We start from the raw sequence: 15,330 nt of genomic DNA on the forward strand, positions 1-15,330 counted from the left end.
AAATGGTAAAGCAAAAGCTTAATACATTCGGGCGAGTTCGGGCCCTAGAGGGCTGGAAAGCCGTTGCATTCGGTGCTGCGTTGCTCGAGCGTATGTTGCCAAACTATGCTCTCTTTTGTGACTTAACTGAAAGTGGCGATGCAGATGCGCTGCGTAACTGTTTAAATTTGGTTTGGGAAACGCTTAAGTCACCAAAAAGCAAATTCAATATTGCTGTTCAGCTGGAAAAGGTGGAAGTTGCCACGCCAGATACCAGTGACTTTGATAATTATGGCGTTTATCCGGCTATCGACGCTGCTATCGGTTTGGCTGCATTGTTGAACCTGATAGCGGGTGATGATCCCCAAGGTGCGGTTGTGATCAGCAAATTATCTCAGGGAAGCGTTGAAGCTTACTTGCTTGCTACCGAAGAGGCCGATGATGAAAGCGTCAAAGCTCATCCGTTAATGGCGTTTGAGGTAGAGGTTCAAAATGAACTTCTTGAATATGTAGATCAAGCTAAGTACCCGGCAAAAGCTGTTGATGAATTGAAAGCCCTTGCCTTGGAAGCTGGCATCTCTAATATTGGCCTAGAGTTGTAATTTGTTACTTACTCCAAGTTAGTCTTATCAGGATAAATGCAAATATCAACGAAAAAGCAAGGTTGGTATTTGCATATTGTTGGCGACGAACAAATTTCTCAACAGTGCGTGTTCTTTGGTATTGCGCGACTTATAGCACCTCAATAAGCATATATCTCAGCGCGCTAGTTTGCTTTTCTTTAATAATCTGCCAGTTGTCAGGTAAAGGGGGCGTTGTCAGTGAACTCTCATGCTCCAAATACACCACGCTACCACTTTGCACTCTATTATTTTTTTCTAAAGACGTGAGCGAGGGCAATACCAAGCCTTTGGCAAATGGTGGGTCGACAAAGACAATGTCGTAGGGGGCCGCGCTAATGCTTTTCAAAATATTAAGCGCATCACCTTGGTGAACACTGGCTGACGCCGCTTCGTTTGCTTTCAGTAAAGCGAGATTGCTTTCAAGCTGAGCCGCCGCATGTTTATCAAGTTCAATAAAATCGCAATGAGAGGCATAACGAGAGAGGGCTTCTAAACCTAAGCCTCCGGAACCCGCAAAAACATCCAGGCAGCGAGCGCCATTTACGTAAGGCATTAACCAGTTGAAAAGCGTCTCTTTATTTCTGTCAGTGGTCGGTCTTAACCCTTCTGCATCTAGCACAGGTAGCTTTCTTCCACGCCACTGACCACCAATAATTCTAATTTGACCATTGCTATTTGGCCCGTGGACTTTGGCATTTTTATAAGAATGCTGTTTTTTTGCAGAAGATGATGCCCGAGTAGGGCGAGAAACTCGCTTCATAGTGTCTGACAGTGGTATCATGCGTTCATTCAGTAGGCGGCAAGTGTAGCCGAATTTGCTAAGAATTTATAAGGATTTGTCCTAACGATGTCGAAACTTTTTGGCTGGTTCAGCAAGAACAAAAAAGCAGAGAAACAAAAAGCGCAAGCGGAAGAAGAGGCTCGCGCTAAGGCCGAGGCAGAAGCCCAAGCGAAGGCGCAAGCGGAAGAAGAAGCGCGCGCTAAGGCCGAGGCAGAAGCACGGGCCAAGGCACAAGCGGAAGAAGAAGCTCGCGCTAAGGCCGAAGCAGAAACACAAGCGAAGGCGCAAGCGGAACAAGAAGCGCGCGCTAAAGCCGAGGCAGAAGCACAAGCGAAAGCCCAAGCTGAAGAAGAAGCACGCGCTAAGGCAGAGGCAGAAGCACAAGCGAAGGCGCAAGCGGAAGAAGAAGCACGCGCTAAGGCCGAGGCAGAAGCACAAGCGAAGGCCCAAGCGGAACAAGAAGCGCGCGCTAGAGCCGAGGCGGAAGCCCAAGCGAAGGCGCAAGCGGAAGAAGAAGCTCGTGTTAAGGCCGAGGCAGAAGCACAAGCCAAGGCGCAAGCGGAAGAAGAAGCACGTGCTAAGGCCGAGGCAGAAGCACAAGCCAAGGCGCAAGCGGAAGAAGAGGCTCGCGCTAAAGCCGAGGCAGAAGCCCAAGCGAAGGCACAAGCGGAAGAAGAGGCTCGAGCTAAAGCCGAGGCAGAAGCCCAAGCGAAGGCACAAGCGGAAGAAGAGGCTCGAGCTAAAGCCGAGGCAGAAGCACAAGCCAAGGCACAAGCGGAAGAAGAAGCACGCGCTAAAGCCGAGGCAGAAGCCCAAGCTAAGGCGCAAGCGGAAGAAGAAGCACGCGCTAAAGCCGAGGCAGAAGCACAAGCGAAGGCGCAAGCGAAGGCGCAAGCGGAAGAAGAAGCACGTGCTAAGGCCGAGGCGGAGAACAAGCCAAAAGAAAAGAAATCCCTTTTTGCTCGTTTAAAGGAAAGTCTATCGCGCACGAAAGAAAATTTAGGCAGCGGGATTGTTAGCCTATTTAAAGGTAAGGCGATAGATGACGAGCTGTATGAAGACCTAGAAACTCAGCTTTTAGTGGCAGATGTGGGTATGGACACCACTCAGAAGATCATAAACCATCTCACTGACAGTGCCTCTCGAAAAGATCTTAAAGACGCGGAAGCGTTGTTAGAGATAATGAAGCAGCAAATGTCAGGCATGTTGTCACAAGTCAATCAGCCCTTACCTGACGTGATGAAAGCTCATGACGCCAGCGAAGGTCCTTTTGTCATTTTAATGGTCGGGGTAAACGGTGTGGGTAAAACCACCACCATTGGAAAGCTGGCCAAGCAGTTTCAGCAAGAGGGTAAGAAGGTCATGCTTGCTGCAGGTGACACGTTCAGAGCGGCAGCGGTTGAGCAACTTCAGGTATGGGGTGAGCGAAACGATATTCCTGTTATAGCACAGCACACTGGTGCTGACAGTGCATCAGTGCTTTATGACGCGCTTGAGGCAGCTAAATCTCGCGGTACCGATATATTAATTGCAGACACCGCCGGGCGCTTGCAGAATAAAAATAACTTGATGGAAGAGCTTAAAAAAGTGGTTCGCGTGATGAAGAAGATTAATCCAAACGCGCCTCACGAGGTTATGCTTACGTTAGATGCGGGTACCGGTCAGAACGCAATTAGCCAAGCGAAGTTGTTTAACGAAGCGGTGGGCTTAACGGGTATTACCCTAACTAAGTTAGACGGTACTGCAAAGGGTGGCGTCATCTTCTCTATTGCTGATAAATTTAATATTCCTATTAGGTATATCGGTGTAGGTGAAAGCATTGACGATTTACGCCAGTTCGACGGACAAGAATTTATTGATGCGCTGTTTAGCGAAATGGAAACTCCGGAAAGCTAAAACCAGTAAAGCGTTAGGGAAAAAGAATGATAAAGTTTGAGCAGGTAAGCAAAACCTATCCGGGCGGTCAGCGCGCGCTTAGTAAAGTAAACTTTCATATCGCGCCAGGCGAAATGGCCTTTTTAACAGGGCACTCTGGCGCAGGGAAAAGTACACTGCTCAAACTTATAAGCCTTATGGAACGCCCAACGGTGGGGCGGGTTCTCATCAACGGCCACGACCTTAATGCTATTACTCGCCGAGATATTGCCTATATCCGTCGTGATATAGGGATGATTTTTCAGAGCCACCAACTGTTGATGGATAAGTCAGTTTTTGACAACGTGGCTTTGCCTTTAGTCATTGAGGGGTATACCCACAAAGAAATACGTAAGCGTGTGGAAGCAGCCCTTGAGATGGTGGGTCTAAGAGATAAAATCCGTTGTTTGCCCATCACCTTATCAGGGGGCGAGCAACAGCGCGTTGGTATAGCCCGTGCTGTCGTCAACAAACCTCCCTTACTACTTGCCGATGAGCCTACGGGTAACCTTGACCCTAAATTGTCCATGGAGATTATTCGTCTTTTTGAGGATTTTAACCAGGCAGGTGTGTCAGTGTTAATTGCTACTCACGACCTGGGTCTTATTGCCCGAATGCGATACCGTACTTTAACGCTTAAAAACGGACAAATGATTACCGATGGCCTGACCGACGGCCTTGACTATGGCACTTCAGATAGCGGTGAGGGAGACTGGTCATGAGTATATTATTCAAAGGGCGAGCGAAGGGAGCGTCTTCAGCTAAGGTGGGTTTTCTTCAATCTATCGTCATGTTTTTTGTAAGTCATGTGCGACAAGCGTTATCGAGCCTGGGTGAGCTTTGGCGCCAGCCGCTAGCTTCACTAATGACTATAGGTGTATTGGGACTAAGTATAACCCTACCTAGTACTCTTTATATCATGGTTAAAAATACGGAAAAAATAACCGCAGGCTGGGATCAGGCCTCGGAAATTTCGTTATTTTTGAAACCTACTATGAGTGCCGCAAGTTCACAGCAGTTGGTGGCTAGGCTGAATACATGGCCTGAAATAGACAGTGTTGTTTACATTCCTGCTGATGATGCGCTTAAGGAGTTTCAGCACTTATCGGGGCTAGGTGATGCGATTGCTTACCTTGAGAAAAATCCGCTGCCCGATGTAGTACTCGTCACGCCAGCTGAAAAATATGCATCGCCCACCGCTGCAAAAGCATTGTTAGACAAGCTTCGTCAGCAGCGAGAGGTCGATATTGGTAAGCTTGATATTGAGTGGTTAGAACGACTATATGCAGTGATTGATATCGCCCGAGACCTTGTCACGTTAATTGGGCTTCTGCTTTTCATTGCAGTCGTGCTTATTATCGGCAACACCATCCGCCTCAATATACTCAATAAATACGACGAAATTGTGGTGATGAAGCTGGTTGGGGCCACCGACGCATTCATTCACCGTCCATTTCTATATACAGGGTTTTGGTATGGCCTGTTGGGCGGTCTCATGGCCTGGTTTGCTGTAATCATAATATTGTGGTGGATGGATAGCAGTATCACTACCTTCGCGGCCATGTATCAAAAAGACTTTAATATTACCGGCCTCACTGGAACCGCATTGCTGACTATGCTTGGATTATCAGTGCTTTTAGGCTTACTGGGCTCACTCATCTCGGTTCAGCGACACGTTAGAGAAATAGAGCCCAAATAAATAGCTACTGTACTAACTATAAGAATGGTTACTGTGCTATTGCTCGTGGGTAATGGGATGTGACTGCACTACGAACCCCGTTACCCCATACAATCGCTTGGTTATAAAGCATATGAAGCTGCTTCTGGTCGATATTAAGTAGCTTCGCTTGTTTTATTACATTCATCCAAAGTGCACTTTCAAAAGCACGAACTAGCGTCATGTAGTTGGCAATTTCAATGTTTTTACCAAGCAAGGCATCGTTTACTTCTTCTGACAATGGCAATTGTTTCAAAATGTCAGTCATAGATTGGTCAAGCAGCCCTTCAAGCAGCGAGAATAAGCCAACCAAGAAAGCGATAGGCGGATTGTTTTTCATCCCTCGACGCTCTGCCAGAAGATCAAAGAATTTAGCGCGAACCAGTGACATATGAATAATTTCAAGTGGCTTGTCGTCGCCTAAATTCGTTAAGCTTAATAGCGCAATAAATTTCTTAATCTCTACTTCGCCCATATAATTTAGGGCATGCTTTAGCGAGGTAATCTTATAGCGCTTGTTAATAGTAGGGTTATTAATAAATTTTAGTAGTAAAAAACTTAGCGTGGCATCGCGCTCAATAATCTGGCTTATACGGTCAATGTCAAAGCTGTTGTTCGAACTCTCACCCATCAAATCGACGATGTTCATTTTCGACGCAGGCAATTGCTTTAAAATTCGCGCTTCTGGCTGAGAAAAAAAGTACCCTTGAAAAAAGTCGAACCCCAAGTCGAGACAAGTTGTGAAATTGTCTTGGGTATCAACTTGTTCAGCCACTAACTGGACATCTGCATCGCGATAGCGTGGAATATGTTTTTCAACGGTTTCAAAACGCGCCTTCGACACATCAACCTTGACGATATCAATAAGCGGGAATATATCGTGTTTCGATGCCACCATCATGGGGTCGTCTATTGCCAACCTAAACCCAAGTTGCTTTATGTGCTGGCAGGCTTCAAATAGTCCGCTGGATGTGTCCGTTGGGTCAGCAAGTTCAACAACGACAGACTCTGGATTCAGAGTTGTGGGAAAGCGAGAAATGAGTGTGTCAGAAGAAAAAGAAATAAAGGATGTTTTTTCGCCGCTAATATCGTCAAGGCCTAGAGGGTGAAAATGTTCAGATATAAACTTTGCTTTCTCTTCCTTGTGTTCCGGATAAGCGCCCGCTTTACCATCCCTGAACAAAAGTTCGTAGGCAAATACGCTTTTGCTTTTATCTAAAATGGGCTGACGAGCTATAAACGCGAACATAATTTCTTCCTGCTGAAAACGAACTGATATCGTTATTAATTATAATTCCAATGTTGACCGAACCGACGTTAAGTCACTCTCTAGTCTATGATATGTATTCGTAATCTAACAACTATTCAACCATTAATTATCAACTATCGCCTAAGGCGAGCCATTTAATTATCCTTCAACGCTGATTGATGGATATGTTTGGCCCATTTAATTGCCTCATTATAATAGCTGTGAAGAAGGCTTTGGCTAATGTCGTATTTCACGGCAAATTGTTGTATTCCGGTCCACTTTGCACGTTCGAATAATTGCGCCAAGGTTAAGCAGTTTCTAAGCATTCCTTTGCCACCGCAAAGGGCATTTTTCACATCGTCACTAATTGGAACTTTACTGACTAAGTCATCTATACGCTGTTCCATCATGGCATCTAATAAGGACAATAGGCCCGTTAAAAAACCCTTAAGCGGGTTATCTGCATCTTTAAGCTGAGAAAATACTAACTCGCAAAACTTTGCGCGTACCAGTGCCATCTGAAGCAGCTCTGTCGGCTGACCATCGTTTAAGTTGGCAAGAGCGAGCAGAGAAATAAACTTCTTCACTTCAATTTCGCCCATAAATGTTAGCGCGTGCTTGAGAGAAGTAATCTTATGCCGCTTATTCACCATAGGATTGTTTATAAAGCGCAGCAGCAAATAAGTGAGGGACGGGTCACGCTCTATGATTTTGTTTACTTCATCGAAATTCAGTTTCGCCTGACTACTTAGCGTGAGTAACTCCATCATAGTAAGGTTGCTAGGGCCTAGCTTTCTGTGTTTTACAATTTCAGGTTTTGCTAAAAAGTAACCCTGAAAATAGTCGAAGCCCATGGCTTTAAACTTATTAAACTCTTCATAAGTCTCAATTTTTTCAGCAACAAGCTTAATGTTTTTAGACTTAAAGCGTTCAACTAACGCGGGAATTTCATCGTGAGCAATTTCGGTAATGTCGATTTTGACTATGCTGGTAAAAGGGATAAACGCCTCCCATTTCCCTTTCATATCGTAATCATCTAAGGCGATAGGGTAGCCCAGCCCGCGAATATGCTTGCAAGCAGAAACTAGCGCCTCGTCTACTTCAACCGTCTCTACAATCTCGATGACAACCTTGTTCGCGTCCAATGAGGTGGGAAAGCGAAACATAAGGGTATCGCGATGAAAGTTAATGAACGCTTTTTTATCTCCCGTGATCTCTTCAATACCTAAGCTCAAATGGGTTGAAGTTAGTATCTTAGAGGTAGCTTCATCGGGAGGGATATCTGGAAAGCAATTTTCTTCGCCAATACGAAAAAGTAATTCATATGCGTACACCTCTCGGTCTACATCGAATATGGGCTGTCTAGCGACGTAAGCAAACATCAAGGTCCTCTTTGCTTCACTTGCCTTACTTCTTTACTTGGTATTTCCCTTTAAGCGTTAAGTCCATTTATTGGCACATTATCCGGAAAATGCGTTGCAGCAGCTGTAGTGCAAAATCGATTAATCCAATCTATTATCTTCAGTTTTAAAGAGGAAAAGCAAGAGATATGATTGCTGGATTGAGAATCACGAAAAACGATAGTGATTGAGTAATCGCGTTGGGGTGACAATTAAGCGTTGAATTTCATACCACTGAGATTAGCTTTGCGTTTATGTTTGGTAATTAAAGTATAATATTTTGGTGGTGTACTGAAGGTTAATGAACAAATGCAGTTAGATAAATAACTGCTCCGGTTTGAGTTAATGCGATATCGTTTACCGTTATATAGTGCGAAGCGATATTCAGAACGTTAATTTGAACTTTTTTTCATAATCTAGGTCTTGATATTGTAGGAAGTGCCACCATACCTACACATCGGTAATACTTCATATCTTAATTAGGTCTCGCGCAGCTTCGGTTACTTTGTTAATATGAAGCGGCAATAAATGAGGTGAACAATGAGCAACAATTTGCAATCTATGGCCCTGTCAGTGCCACACAGCGGTAGCATCGAAGGCTACATCCAAGCTGTAAGCAGCATTGATATGCTTAGCGCTGAGGAAGAGCGTGAGTTGGCAGTGCGCCTTCGCGAAGACGAAGACTTACAAGCCGCTCGAAAGCTAGTAATGTCACACCTTCGTTTTGTAGTGCACATTGCAAAATCTTACTCAGGTTATGGCTTACCACAAGCCGACTTAATTCAAGAAGGCAATATTGGTCTGATGAAAGCCGTTAAACGCTTCGACCCAACAGTGGGTGTGCGTTTGGTTTCTTTCGCGGTTCATTGGATCAAAGCAGAAATTCATGAGTTTGTACTTAAAAACTGGAGAATAGTGAAGGTTGCGACTACAAAAGCGCAGCGTAAATTGTTCTTTAACCTACGTAAGGCGAAAAAGCGTCTAGGTTGGTTTACTCATGCTGAAGTACAAACCGTAGCAGACGAGCTTGGCGTTAGCACAAAAGAAGTGCTTCAAATGGAAGCGCGTATGAGCAGCCAAGATCAAGCGTTTGACTTAACAGCAGACGAAGATGAGACAGGTAATTTTGCGCCAGTTCAATTTTTGGAAGATAAGTCTTCTGATGTTGAAACTGATGTCATTAATAATGACTGGGATACAGCGGCAAGTAAGCGACTGTATTCAGCGATAAAAACGCTAGACGAGCGTAGTCAAGATATCATTGAGACACGTTGGTTAGCAGATAACAAAATTACGCTACAAGACTTGGCTGATAAATATCAGGTTTCTGCAGAGCGTGTTCGTCAAATTGAAAAGAATGCGATGAAGAAACTGCAAGCAGCTATGGTTGCGTAGTAATAAACGTAATCAGCCTAAACGCTTGATAGATACGAATTGAAAAAGCGCCTTTAAGGCGCTTTTTTATTGCTTCAAAAAAGTTAAAACATTCGCCTTACTTTTCTTTATTTTTAGCAACAGGAAGTACGTAAAATACTCCCTCAAACTCCGCCACCGGTGAATCCCCATCTAATATCGCCACGCTCAACTCGAAGCGAGCTTTATTATCATTCTCTAAAGGTTTGAATTTTCCAGATAAGGTTTCGATATTACAGATTGCCCTTGGCTTCATAGTAATAGGTTTGTGGTAGTGAATGTCTCCATCGCCCAAGACAATATCGCCGTCTAACCCACGCTCTTTGAGCTGCAGGTAAATCATTCCCCACCCCGTAAGTGTGGCTAACGAAAATATACTGCCTGCGAACATGGTGCCGTGAATATTGATGTTTTTATTTAGCGATGCGCGCGTTTCAAGTGTGCGCCCGGTGTATTGATACAGCTTGATACCCATATGTTCAGTAATAGGTATCGTCTCTGACCACGTTTCTTGAAGTGTTTTGCACCACTTAGGGTGGAGCACTAAAGTATTATTTTCGGTAAACTTTTTTACCATCTGCTGGCGCTTTAACATACCGAGTTCGTTTGGCGCTTCTCGTTCTATTTCAAAGCCACAAGCACTGAAGAAGTCGATTGAAATCTCGCGACTGTTAGTGACAGCTCGCTCTGCACCAAGGTCTTTTGCAACGTTTTCTAGCGCTGCCATCATCATCTGACCTAGCCCTTTGCGCTGATGATCAGTATGAACGGCGATGTGTCTTATTTGTGCTTCTTCTGCAGTATTCAAATGCACTCGACCACAGGCTACCACCTCTCCACTGCGGTTGGTAATCATACGGTGCTCTGCGACTTGTTCGTATTCGTCTTTTTCTGAACCCGGAGGGAAGTTCCACGGCTGGCGTAGGTGTTCCCACCGAAAATGAAAATAGGCTTCAAATTCGGCATCGCTCTTTGGCGTCACTACCTTATACACAATAAACCGGCCTTATTAAAAAAATGAGAGAGTATTTAAACGTAAGAATACAAACGGTACAAGTTTATTTGTAGGAGCAGATAAGGGCGTTTGCAGAAGAGATTGGCCCCTCTGTGTAGATAAGAAGCCGCTACACGTTGAATTGGAATGTCACTGGACCATCATTGATAAGACCAACCTGCATGTCTGCTCCAAATTCGCCCGTGGCCACGGTCATGCCTTTATTTTTAAGCGTATTAACAAACTTTTTGTAAATGGCTTCACCATGTTCGGGAGACGCGCCACGTGAAAAGCCGGGTCTGTTGCCCTTTTGTGTATCTGCGACGAGAGTAAACTGGGATACGACTAAAAACTCACCGCCTACTTGCTCAATATTAAGGTTCATTTTCCCATCTTCATCATTGAACATGCGATAGCGACACAGTTTATTAGCAAGCTTTTCAATTTCTTCGTCACCATCTTTTTTTTCAACGCCTAGCAGCACAAGCATGCCGTTACCAATTTCGCCAATAACTTCGCCGGCTACAGTTACATTAGCCTGCGATACACGTTGGATTAATCCTATCACTTAGATAACTCCTGAATAAAACGTGACATATCGCGGGTCGCGCGGCACAGCGCATAGCCGATGCTTGGCTCTGACGTACTGTGTCCTGCATCGGGTATAATTTGTAATTGGCTTTGTGACCATGCTTTATGGAGAGTTTCCGCCGCTTCTGTTTTACAAATCATATCGTATCGACCGTGGACAATTGTGCCAGGAATGTGGCTTATTTTGCCTATGTTTTCAAGTATATAGTTTTCTTCTAAAAAACATTGATTGGAAAGGAAATGACATTCAAGCGTGGCTAAACAGGTAACAAGATGCATAGGGTAGTGGGTGGTTGAGTCACCAACGCCTGGTGGCAGTGATAGACGCGAAAGTCGCTCTTCCCACTGATACCATCTTTTAAGCGCGGCGTGACGAAGCACATCATTACTAGAGCGAACCATTGCGCTGTAAAAGTCACAAACGGCTTTCGACGTGACGGGCGTGGGAACATCTTTGATAAATCTTCGGTAGTGTTCGGGAAATAACTGGGCTGCACATCCAGATGGTGATAAAAACCAGTCTCTATCTTCTTGCCTGGCAAGAAAAACGCCGCGAAGAATAAGCCCTGTCACATGGTCGGTGTATTTAAGCGCATACAGCAACGCTAACGTAGAGCCCCAAGAGCCGCCAAACAAGAGTAATTTGGGCACGTGAAGATGTGTTCTTAACGCCTCAATATCTTCAACATTTAACCATGTGTCGTTGTTAAGCGTATCTGCAATAGGCGTCGAGCGACCACACCCTCTTTGCTCATAGCCGATTATGCGATACTTATTACTGTCGAAGAAGCATTTATAGTTAGGTGGCAAGCCAGCGCCAGGCCCACCGTGGATAAAGAGTACGGGGATACCGTCTGGGTTGCCACTTTGTTCAAAGTAAAGCGAGTGCCCATTTCCTACTTCGATAAATCCATTCTCATAGCAGGTAACATCGGGGTAAAGTCGTTTCATTTTGTTTCTGCGCGTTGTGTGAGTGCCTGTTTTAGTTTAGTTTATTGTTATACAAACGTTTGCGTGCTGACTGCTTCAACGCTGTTTTTGCTTAGATATTAAGTGTTAAACACAAAGTGTATACTATAGGACAAATGTCATTACGTGCTAGCTAATCATATTATAGTCATAAATGCGAGGATGTTTATATGGCGGGTCAAGGATCGGGCGGTAATGTAATCGCCGCAATTTGTAACTTTTTTATTCCTGGTTTAGGTCATTTGGTTCAAGGTCGAATTTTAGGTGCCTTGTTCTACTTTGTGGCAGTTGGCGTTTGCTATGCTCTCGCGGCAACAGTCGTGCTTGCTATTGTATTTTGGCCATTAGGTGCCATCTTACACCTAATCAGTATTATCAGCGCAGCGCGTTTTAGAGGTGGAGTAACCGCATGAAGTTAATCGCATCGGCATTGGTTGCTATGCTAGCCCTTAGTGGGTGTCAGTCTGCTTATTATGCAGCATGGGAAAAGGTTGGCGTCGAAAAGCGCGATATCTTAGTTGACCGCGTAGAAAACGCAAAAGACTCTCAAGAAGACGCACAAGAGCAGTTTAGCTCAGCCCTTGAGGCCTTTAGCGCTGCTGTTGCATTTGATGGAGGCGAACTAGAAGACGTCTACGATAGTCTCAACAGTCAGTACGAAGACAGTGTTGCTGCGTCAGAAGAGGTCAGCGCGCGTATTGATAAAGTAGAGAGTGTGGCTGAAGCCTTGTTTGACGAATGGTCAGAAGAGCTTGAAAAATACGAGAATGCTTCGCTCAAACGTGACAGTTCAGCAAAGCTTCGTGAAACACAGCGTCGCTACACTTCACTAATGAAGGCGATGCGAAAAGCTGAGAGTAAAATGCCTCCAGTACTAAGCGCACTGCAAGACAATGTGTTGTACTTAAAGCACAACTTAAATGCTAGCGCAATTGGTGCACTGCAAGGTGAGCTCTCAACGATTGAAAACAACGTTGCACAGCTTATTGGCCAGATGAACTCGGCTATAGCGGAGTCTGATGCTTTCATAGCATCAATGAAAAATTAGAGAATAAGCACTAACAGAAAAGGGGAGCAACGCTCCCCTTTTTTATAACTACAATCCCACTCTGAGTGTTTTTTCACTACAGTTTATCGTGAAACTACACACTACTCTTTAGGTACCTTGCGAGGTTCATTTTCCGCTTTTTTGTTCTCAAAGGCTTCGCCTAGACTACAGGTGAACTCTGCACCGAACAATACGATTATCCATGATAGATAGACCCACAAGAAGAGGATGGGTACGACGGCAAGAGCACCGTATATCAGTTCATATGATGGAAAGTTTGTGACGTAGAGCGCAAAGCCAGACTTCGTTATTTCAAAAGCGATAGTGGCAACAACAGCGCCAACAAAAGCATGTCGCGCATAAACTCGTCTGTTTGGGACCACCATATACAAAATGGCAAAAGCGAGGAGGGCAGCGCCGCTGGGCACGAGACTTAATAAAAATGTTCCAAGCCCAGGTGTGTACTCTTCGGTAAATGCCGCGAGACCGGTTAAATAAGAGCTGACTACTACGCTTGAACCAATAAGCATAGGGCCAAGGGTGATTACCATCCAATAAATAGCGAAGGTATACACAATCGGTCTGTCACTTTGTGTGCGCCAAATTCGGTTAAGCGTTTTGTCTACGTTTGATATTAGCATGAGCGCAACAACCAAAAGCGACAAGATACCAATGGCGCTCATTTGAGAGGCATTTCCCACAAAGTCGGTCATGTATTTGTGGACTACATCGCTAGCCGTCGGCACGAAATTGCTAAAAACAAAGTGCTCAAGTTTACTGCGCACAGACGCAAAAGCGGGAAACGCAGACATGATGGTAAAGGTCACCATAATAAATGGCACCAAAGATAACAACGTTACATAAGCTAAATGGCCGGCAGAGATAGTTATATTATCTTCCTTGCAGCGCTTTATGAAAATGCTGAAAAGATCTCTCATCTGAGGGGTAACATTGTTATATAAGGTTTTAACCTTGTCTAAATCCACTCAACTTCTCCTGACGATACCTTATAAAGAAAGAGTATGGGGAGCTTCATTTGAGGCCCATGGGTATCGATAGTTCATAACTTGTTATTTGAGATGGTAACTGGGGGCGGCCTCGCTGGCAAAAGTTTAATATAAACTTTATACAAAAAAGGCGCATTAGCTGCGCCTTCTCGTCTGAATGTTTCGTCCACTCAAAGTGACTATTTATGCGGATTGGTTTTACGCACCTGAACGCACACCGAGCATGTGACAGATAGCATAGCTGAGTTCACTGCGGTTCAATGTATAAAAGTGGAAGTGTTTTACCCCTTCTTTTGCCAGCACTTTAACCTGATCCATGGCAATGTTTGCACCAATAAGGTTACGAGTAGCTTGGTCATCAGCGTCAAGGCCATCAAACATTTTATGTAACCAGCCAGGCACGTGTACGTTCGTAAAACCTGCGAACTTGACCAAAGTTTGGTAGTTGGTTACGGGTAAAATACCTGGTACTAAATCCAAATCTACACCAGCGGCAGCGGCTCTGTCTCTGAACCGCAAAAAGACGCTAGTATCGAAGAAGAACTGCGTGATGGCTTCCGTAGCGCCAGCCTCTGCTTTGCGCTTTAAATTTAGCAAGTCGAATTGGGCATTAGGCGCTTCGGGGTGTTTTTCAGGATAAGCAGCAACAGAAATATCAAAATCGGCAACGTCTTTCAAAAGTGCAACTAAGTCAGAGGCATACATCTCTGTTTTTTCTACTCCCGGCGGCAAATCGCCTCGTAGTGCTACAATACGGCGAATACCTGAATCCCAGTAGTCTTTAGCAATTTGTTTAAGCTCATCGCGGCTCGCATCAACGCAAGTTAAATGAGGAACTGCGGCTACGCCTGTCTGCTGCTGAATGCGTTTAACAACATCGTGAGTTCTGTCGCGTTCGCCACTGTTTGCACCATAGGTTACCGACATGTAGCTAGGCTTTAGCGGCGCTAGACGCTCAACCGACTTCCAAAGGGTTTGCTCCATGGCTTCCGTTTTAGGCGGAAAAAATTCAAAAGATACATCAATATCACGCAGTTCCGACAGGGACTGGTTTAATGCATCGATACCTTGCGCGTACGAAACCATGGTTTATTCTCTCAAAAATATGTTCTTATGGACGTTTAGACGTCTAAATTAAAGAATATATGTCTAGACGTCAAGAGGTTTACACTGCTCAATTGACCTTTTCGTGAACTTGTTTAGAATTTCTGTTCATAATATAAAAAGAGTAGACCGAGTTAGCACAATGGCAGAATGGAATGGCAAATATATTCACCCCTACGCAGAGCATGGCAAAAAAAGCGAACAAGTAAAAAAAGTCACTGTCTCTATCCCAATTAATGTACTCAAAGCTCTGACTGATGAGCGCACCCGCCGTCAAATAAACAATTTGCGTCACGCGACTAATTCGGAATTACTTTGTGAAGCATTTCTACATGCGTTTACTGGGCAGCCTTTGCCAAACGATGATGATCTGCGCAAAGACAACCCTAACCGCGTACCGGCAGAAGCAAGACGTATAATGGAAGAGATGGGGATTGACCCAAGTTTCGAAAATAACGTAACCGAAGACGACTAAACGTTATCCTCTTATTGAAACATAAAAAAGCGACGCCCTTACTGTAGAATAATTTTGCACTAAAGG

Annotated in this window: 16 protein-coding genes; 8 read left to right on the forward strand and 8 right to left on the reverse strand. The window is 44.6% G+C overall.

Translation table 11 applies throughout. From position 1 onward, the window contains the following. Nucleotides 1-2 precede the first annotated feature (2 nt). Nucleotides 3-581, forward strand: coding sequence for a YjaG family protein (locus C6Y39_RS15645; RefSeq protein WP_105932179.1), 579 nt, complete (start codon nt 3-5; stop codon nt 579-581). Nucleotides 582-711: 130 nt separating this feature from the next. Here C6Y39_RS15645 and rsmD read toward each other — a convergent pair whose 3' ends face one another. After that, nucleotides 712-1,383 carry a 16S rRNA (guanine(966)-N(2))-methyltransferase RsmD gene (rsmD, locus tag C6Y39_RS15650; RefSeq protein ID WP_105932180.1) on the reverse strand — a complete coding sequence of 224 codons (672 nt, stop codon included), beginning with the start codon at nt 1,381-1,383 and terminating at the stop codon, nt 712-714. Nucleotides 1,384-1,449: 66 nt separating this feature from the next. Here rsmD and ftsY point away from each other — a divergent pair, with 66 nt between their 5' ends. The 3 genes from ftsY to ftsX are packed head-to-tail and all read left to right on the forward strand — an operon-like array spanning nt 1,450 to nt 4,996. Then, complete coding sequence (ftsY, locus tag C6Y39_RS15655; protein WP_105932181.1) at nt 1,450-3,279, forward strand: signal recognition particle-docking protein FtsY; 1,830 nt, start codon at nt 1,450-1,452, stop codon at nt 3,277-3,279. 26 nt (nt 3,280-3,305) lie between these two features. Then, nucleotides 3,306-4,019: a cell division ATP-binding protein FtsE gene (ftsE, locus tag C6Y39_RS15660; protein ID WP_105932182.1), complete on the forward strand. Its 714-nt coding sequence runs from the start codon at nt 3,306-3,308 to the stop codon at nt 4,017-4,019. Then, entirely contained in the window at nt 4,016-4,996 is a 981-nt protein-coding gene (ftsX, locus tag C6Y39_RS15665; RefSeq protein WP_105932183.1) for a permease-like cell division protein FtsX, read from the forward strand. The genes ftsE and ftsX overlap by 4 nt, the downstream gene beginning before the upstream one ends. A gap of 28 nt (nt 4,997-5,024) precedes the next feature. Here ftsX and C6Y39_RS15670 read toward each other — a convergent pair whose 3' ends face one another. Both C6Y39_RS15670 and C6Y39_RS15675 read right to left on the reverse strand, forming a co-directional pair. Next, nucleotides 5,025-6,263 carry an EAL and HDOD domain-containing protein gene (locus C6Y39_RS15670; RefSeq protein WP_105932184.1) on the reverse strand — a complete coding sequence of 413 codons (1,239 nt, stop codon included), beginning with the start codon at nt 6,261-6,263 and terminating at the stop codon, nt 5,025-5,027. 155 nt (nt 6,264-6,418) lie between these two features. Beyond that, nucleotides 6,419-7,645, reverse strand: a complete 1,227-nt coding sequence (locus tag C6Y39_RS15675) for an EAL and HDOD domain-containing protein (protein WP_105932185.1) — start codon at nt 7,643-7,645, stop codon at nt 6,419-6,421. A gap of 558 nt (nt 7,646-8,203) precedes the next feature. Here C6Y39_RS15675 and rpoH point away from each other — a divergent pair. After that, a complete protein-coding gene (rpoH, locus tag C6Y39_RS15680) occupies nt 8,204-9,058 on the forward strand; it encodes an RNA polymerase sigma factor RpoH (RefSeq protein ID WP_105932186.1) in 855 nt (284 codons plus the stop codon). Nucleotides 9,059-9,155: 97 nt separating this feature from the next. On the opposite strand, the gene C6Y39_RS15685 is transcribed toward rpoH, so the two are convergent. The 3 genes from C6Y39_RS15685 to pip form a co-directional block, all read right to left on the reverse strand. Further along, on the reverse strand, nt 9,156-10,070 hold the full coding sequence (locus tag C6Y39_RS15685; RefSeq protein WP_105932187.1) for a bifunctional GNAT family N-acetyltransferase/hotdog fold thioesterase: 915 nt from the start codon (nt 10,068-10,070) through the stop codon (nt 9,156-9,158). 130 nt (nt 10,071-10,200) lie between these two features. Next, nucleotides 10,201-10,638, reverse strand: coding sequence for a D-aminoacyl-tRNA deacylase (dtd, locus tag C6Y39_RS15690; protein ID WP_105932188.1), 438 nt, complete (start codon nt 10,636-10,638; stop codon nt 10,201-10,203). Next, entirely contained in the window at nt 10,635-11,612 is a 978-nt protein-coding gene (pip, locus tag C6Y39_RS15695) for a prolyl aminopeptidase (protein ID WP_105932189.1), read from the reverse strand. Before pip ends, dtd begins: the two co-directional genes overlap by 4 nt. A gap of 188 nt (nt 11,613-11,800) precedes the next feature. Between pip and C6Y39_RS15700 the strand changes: the two genes are divergently transcribed. Continuing rightward, complete coding sequence (locus tag C6Y39_RS15700) at nt 11,801-12,043, forward strand: hypothetical protein (RefSeq protein ID WP_105932190.1); 243 nt, start codon at nt 11,801-11,803, stop codon at nt 12,041-12,043. Beyond that, nucleotides 12,040-12,678 (forward strand): DUF2959 domain-containing protein, encoded by a 639-nt coding sequence (locus C6Y39_RS15705; RefSeq protein WP_105932191.1) that lies wholly within the window; start codon nt 12,040-12,042, stop codon nt 12,676-12,678. The genes C6Y39_RS15700 and C6Y39_RS15705 overlap by 4 nt, the downstream gene beginning before the upstream one ends. Nucleotides 12,679-12,779: 101 nt before the next feature. Here C6Y39_RS15705 and C6Y39_RS15710 read toward each other — a convergent pair whose 3' ends face one another. Together C6Y39_RS15710 and metF are read right to left on the reverse strand one after the other, a co-directional pair. After that, entirely contained in the window at nt 12,780-13,664 is an 885-nt protein-coding gene (locus tag C6Y39_RS15710) for a virulence factor BrkB family protein (RefSeq protein ID WP_105932192.1), read from the reverse strand. A gap of 219 nt (nt 13,665-13,883) precedes the next feature. After that, nucleotides 13,884-14,771, reverse strand: coding sequence for a methylenetetrahydrofolate reductase (gene metF / locus C6Y39_RS15715; RefSeq protein ID WP_105932193.1), 888 nt, complete (start codon nt 14,769-14,771; stop codon nt 13,884-13,886). A 160-nt stretch (nt 14,772-14,931) separates the two neighbouring features. Between metF and metJ the strand changes: the two genes are divergently transcribed. Continuing rightward, nucleotides 14,932-15,264, forward strand: coding sequence for a met regulon transcriptional regulator MetJ (gene metJ, locus C6Y39_RS15720; RefSeq protein WP_105932194.1), 333 nt, complete (start codon nt 14,932-14,934; stop codon nt 15,262-15,264). Nucleotides 15,265-15,330 lie beyond the last annotated feature (66 nt).

It is taken from the genome of Alteromonas gracilis (assembly GCF_002993325.1).
Lineage (GTDB): Bacteria > Pseudomonadota > Gammaproteobacteria > Enterobacterales > Alteromonadaceae > Alteromonas > Alteromonas gracilis.

Coding starts and splice junctions, on each gene's coding strand:
- C6Y39_RS15645 (WP_105932179.1), top strand. CDS start 3: ATGGTAAAGCAAAAGCTTAATACATTCGGGCGAGTTCGGGCCCTAGAG.
- rsmD (WP_105932180.1), bottom strand. CDS start 1,383: ATGATACCACTGTCAGACACTATGAAGCGAGTTTCTCGCCCTACTCGG.
- ftsY (WP_105932181.1), top strand. CDS start 1,450: ATGTCGAAACTTTTTGGCTGGTTCAGCAAGAACAAAAAAGCAGAGAAA.
- ftsE (WP_105932182.1), top strand. CDS start 3,306: ATGATAAAGTTTGAGCAGGTAAGCAAAACCTATCCGGGCGGTCAGCGC.
- ftsX (WP_105932183.1), top strand. CDS start 4,016: ATGAGTATATTATTCAAAGGGCGAGCGAAGGGAGCGTCTTCAGCTAAG.
- C6Y39_RS15670 (WP_105932184.1), bottom strand. CDS start 6,263: ATGTTCGCGTTTATAGCTCGTCAGCCCATTTTAGATAAAAGCAAAAGC.
- C6Y39_RS15675 (WP_105932185.1), bottom strand. CDS start 7,645: ATGTTTGCTTACGTCGCTAGACAGCCCATATTCGATGTAGACCGAGAG.
- rpoH (WP_105932186.1), top strand. CDS start 8,204: ATGAGCAACAATTTGCAATCTATGGCCCTGTCAGTGCCACACAGCGGT.
- pip (WP_105932189.1), bottom strand. CDS start 11,612: ATGAAACGACTTTACCCCGATGTTACCTGCTATGAGAATGGATTTATC.
- C6Y39_RS15700 (WP_105932190.1), top strand. CDS start 11,801: ATGGCGGGTCAAGGATCGGGCGGTAATGTAATCGCCGCAATTTGTAAC.
- C6Y39_RS15705 (WP_105932191.1), top strand. CDS start 12,040: ATGAAGTTAATCGCATCGGCATTGGTTGCTATGCTAGCCCTTAGTGGG.
- metF (WP_105932193.1), bottom strand. CDS start 14,771: ATGGTTTCGTACGCGCAAGGTATCGATGCATTAAACCAGTCCCTGTCG.
- metJ (WP_105932194.1), top strand. CDS start 14,932: ATGGCAGAATGGAATGGCAAATATATTCACCCCTACGCAGAGCATGGC.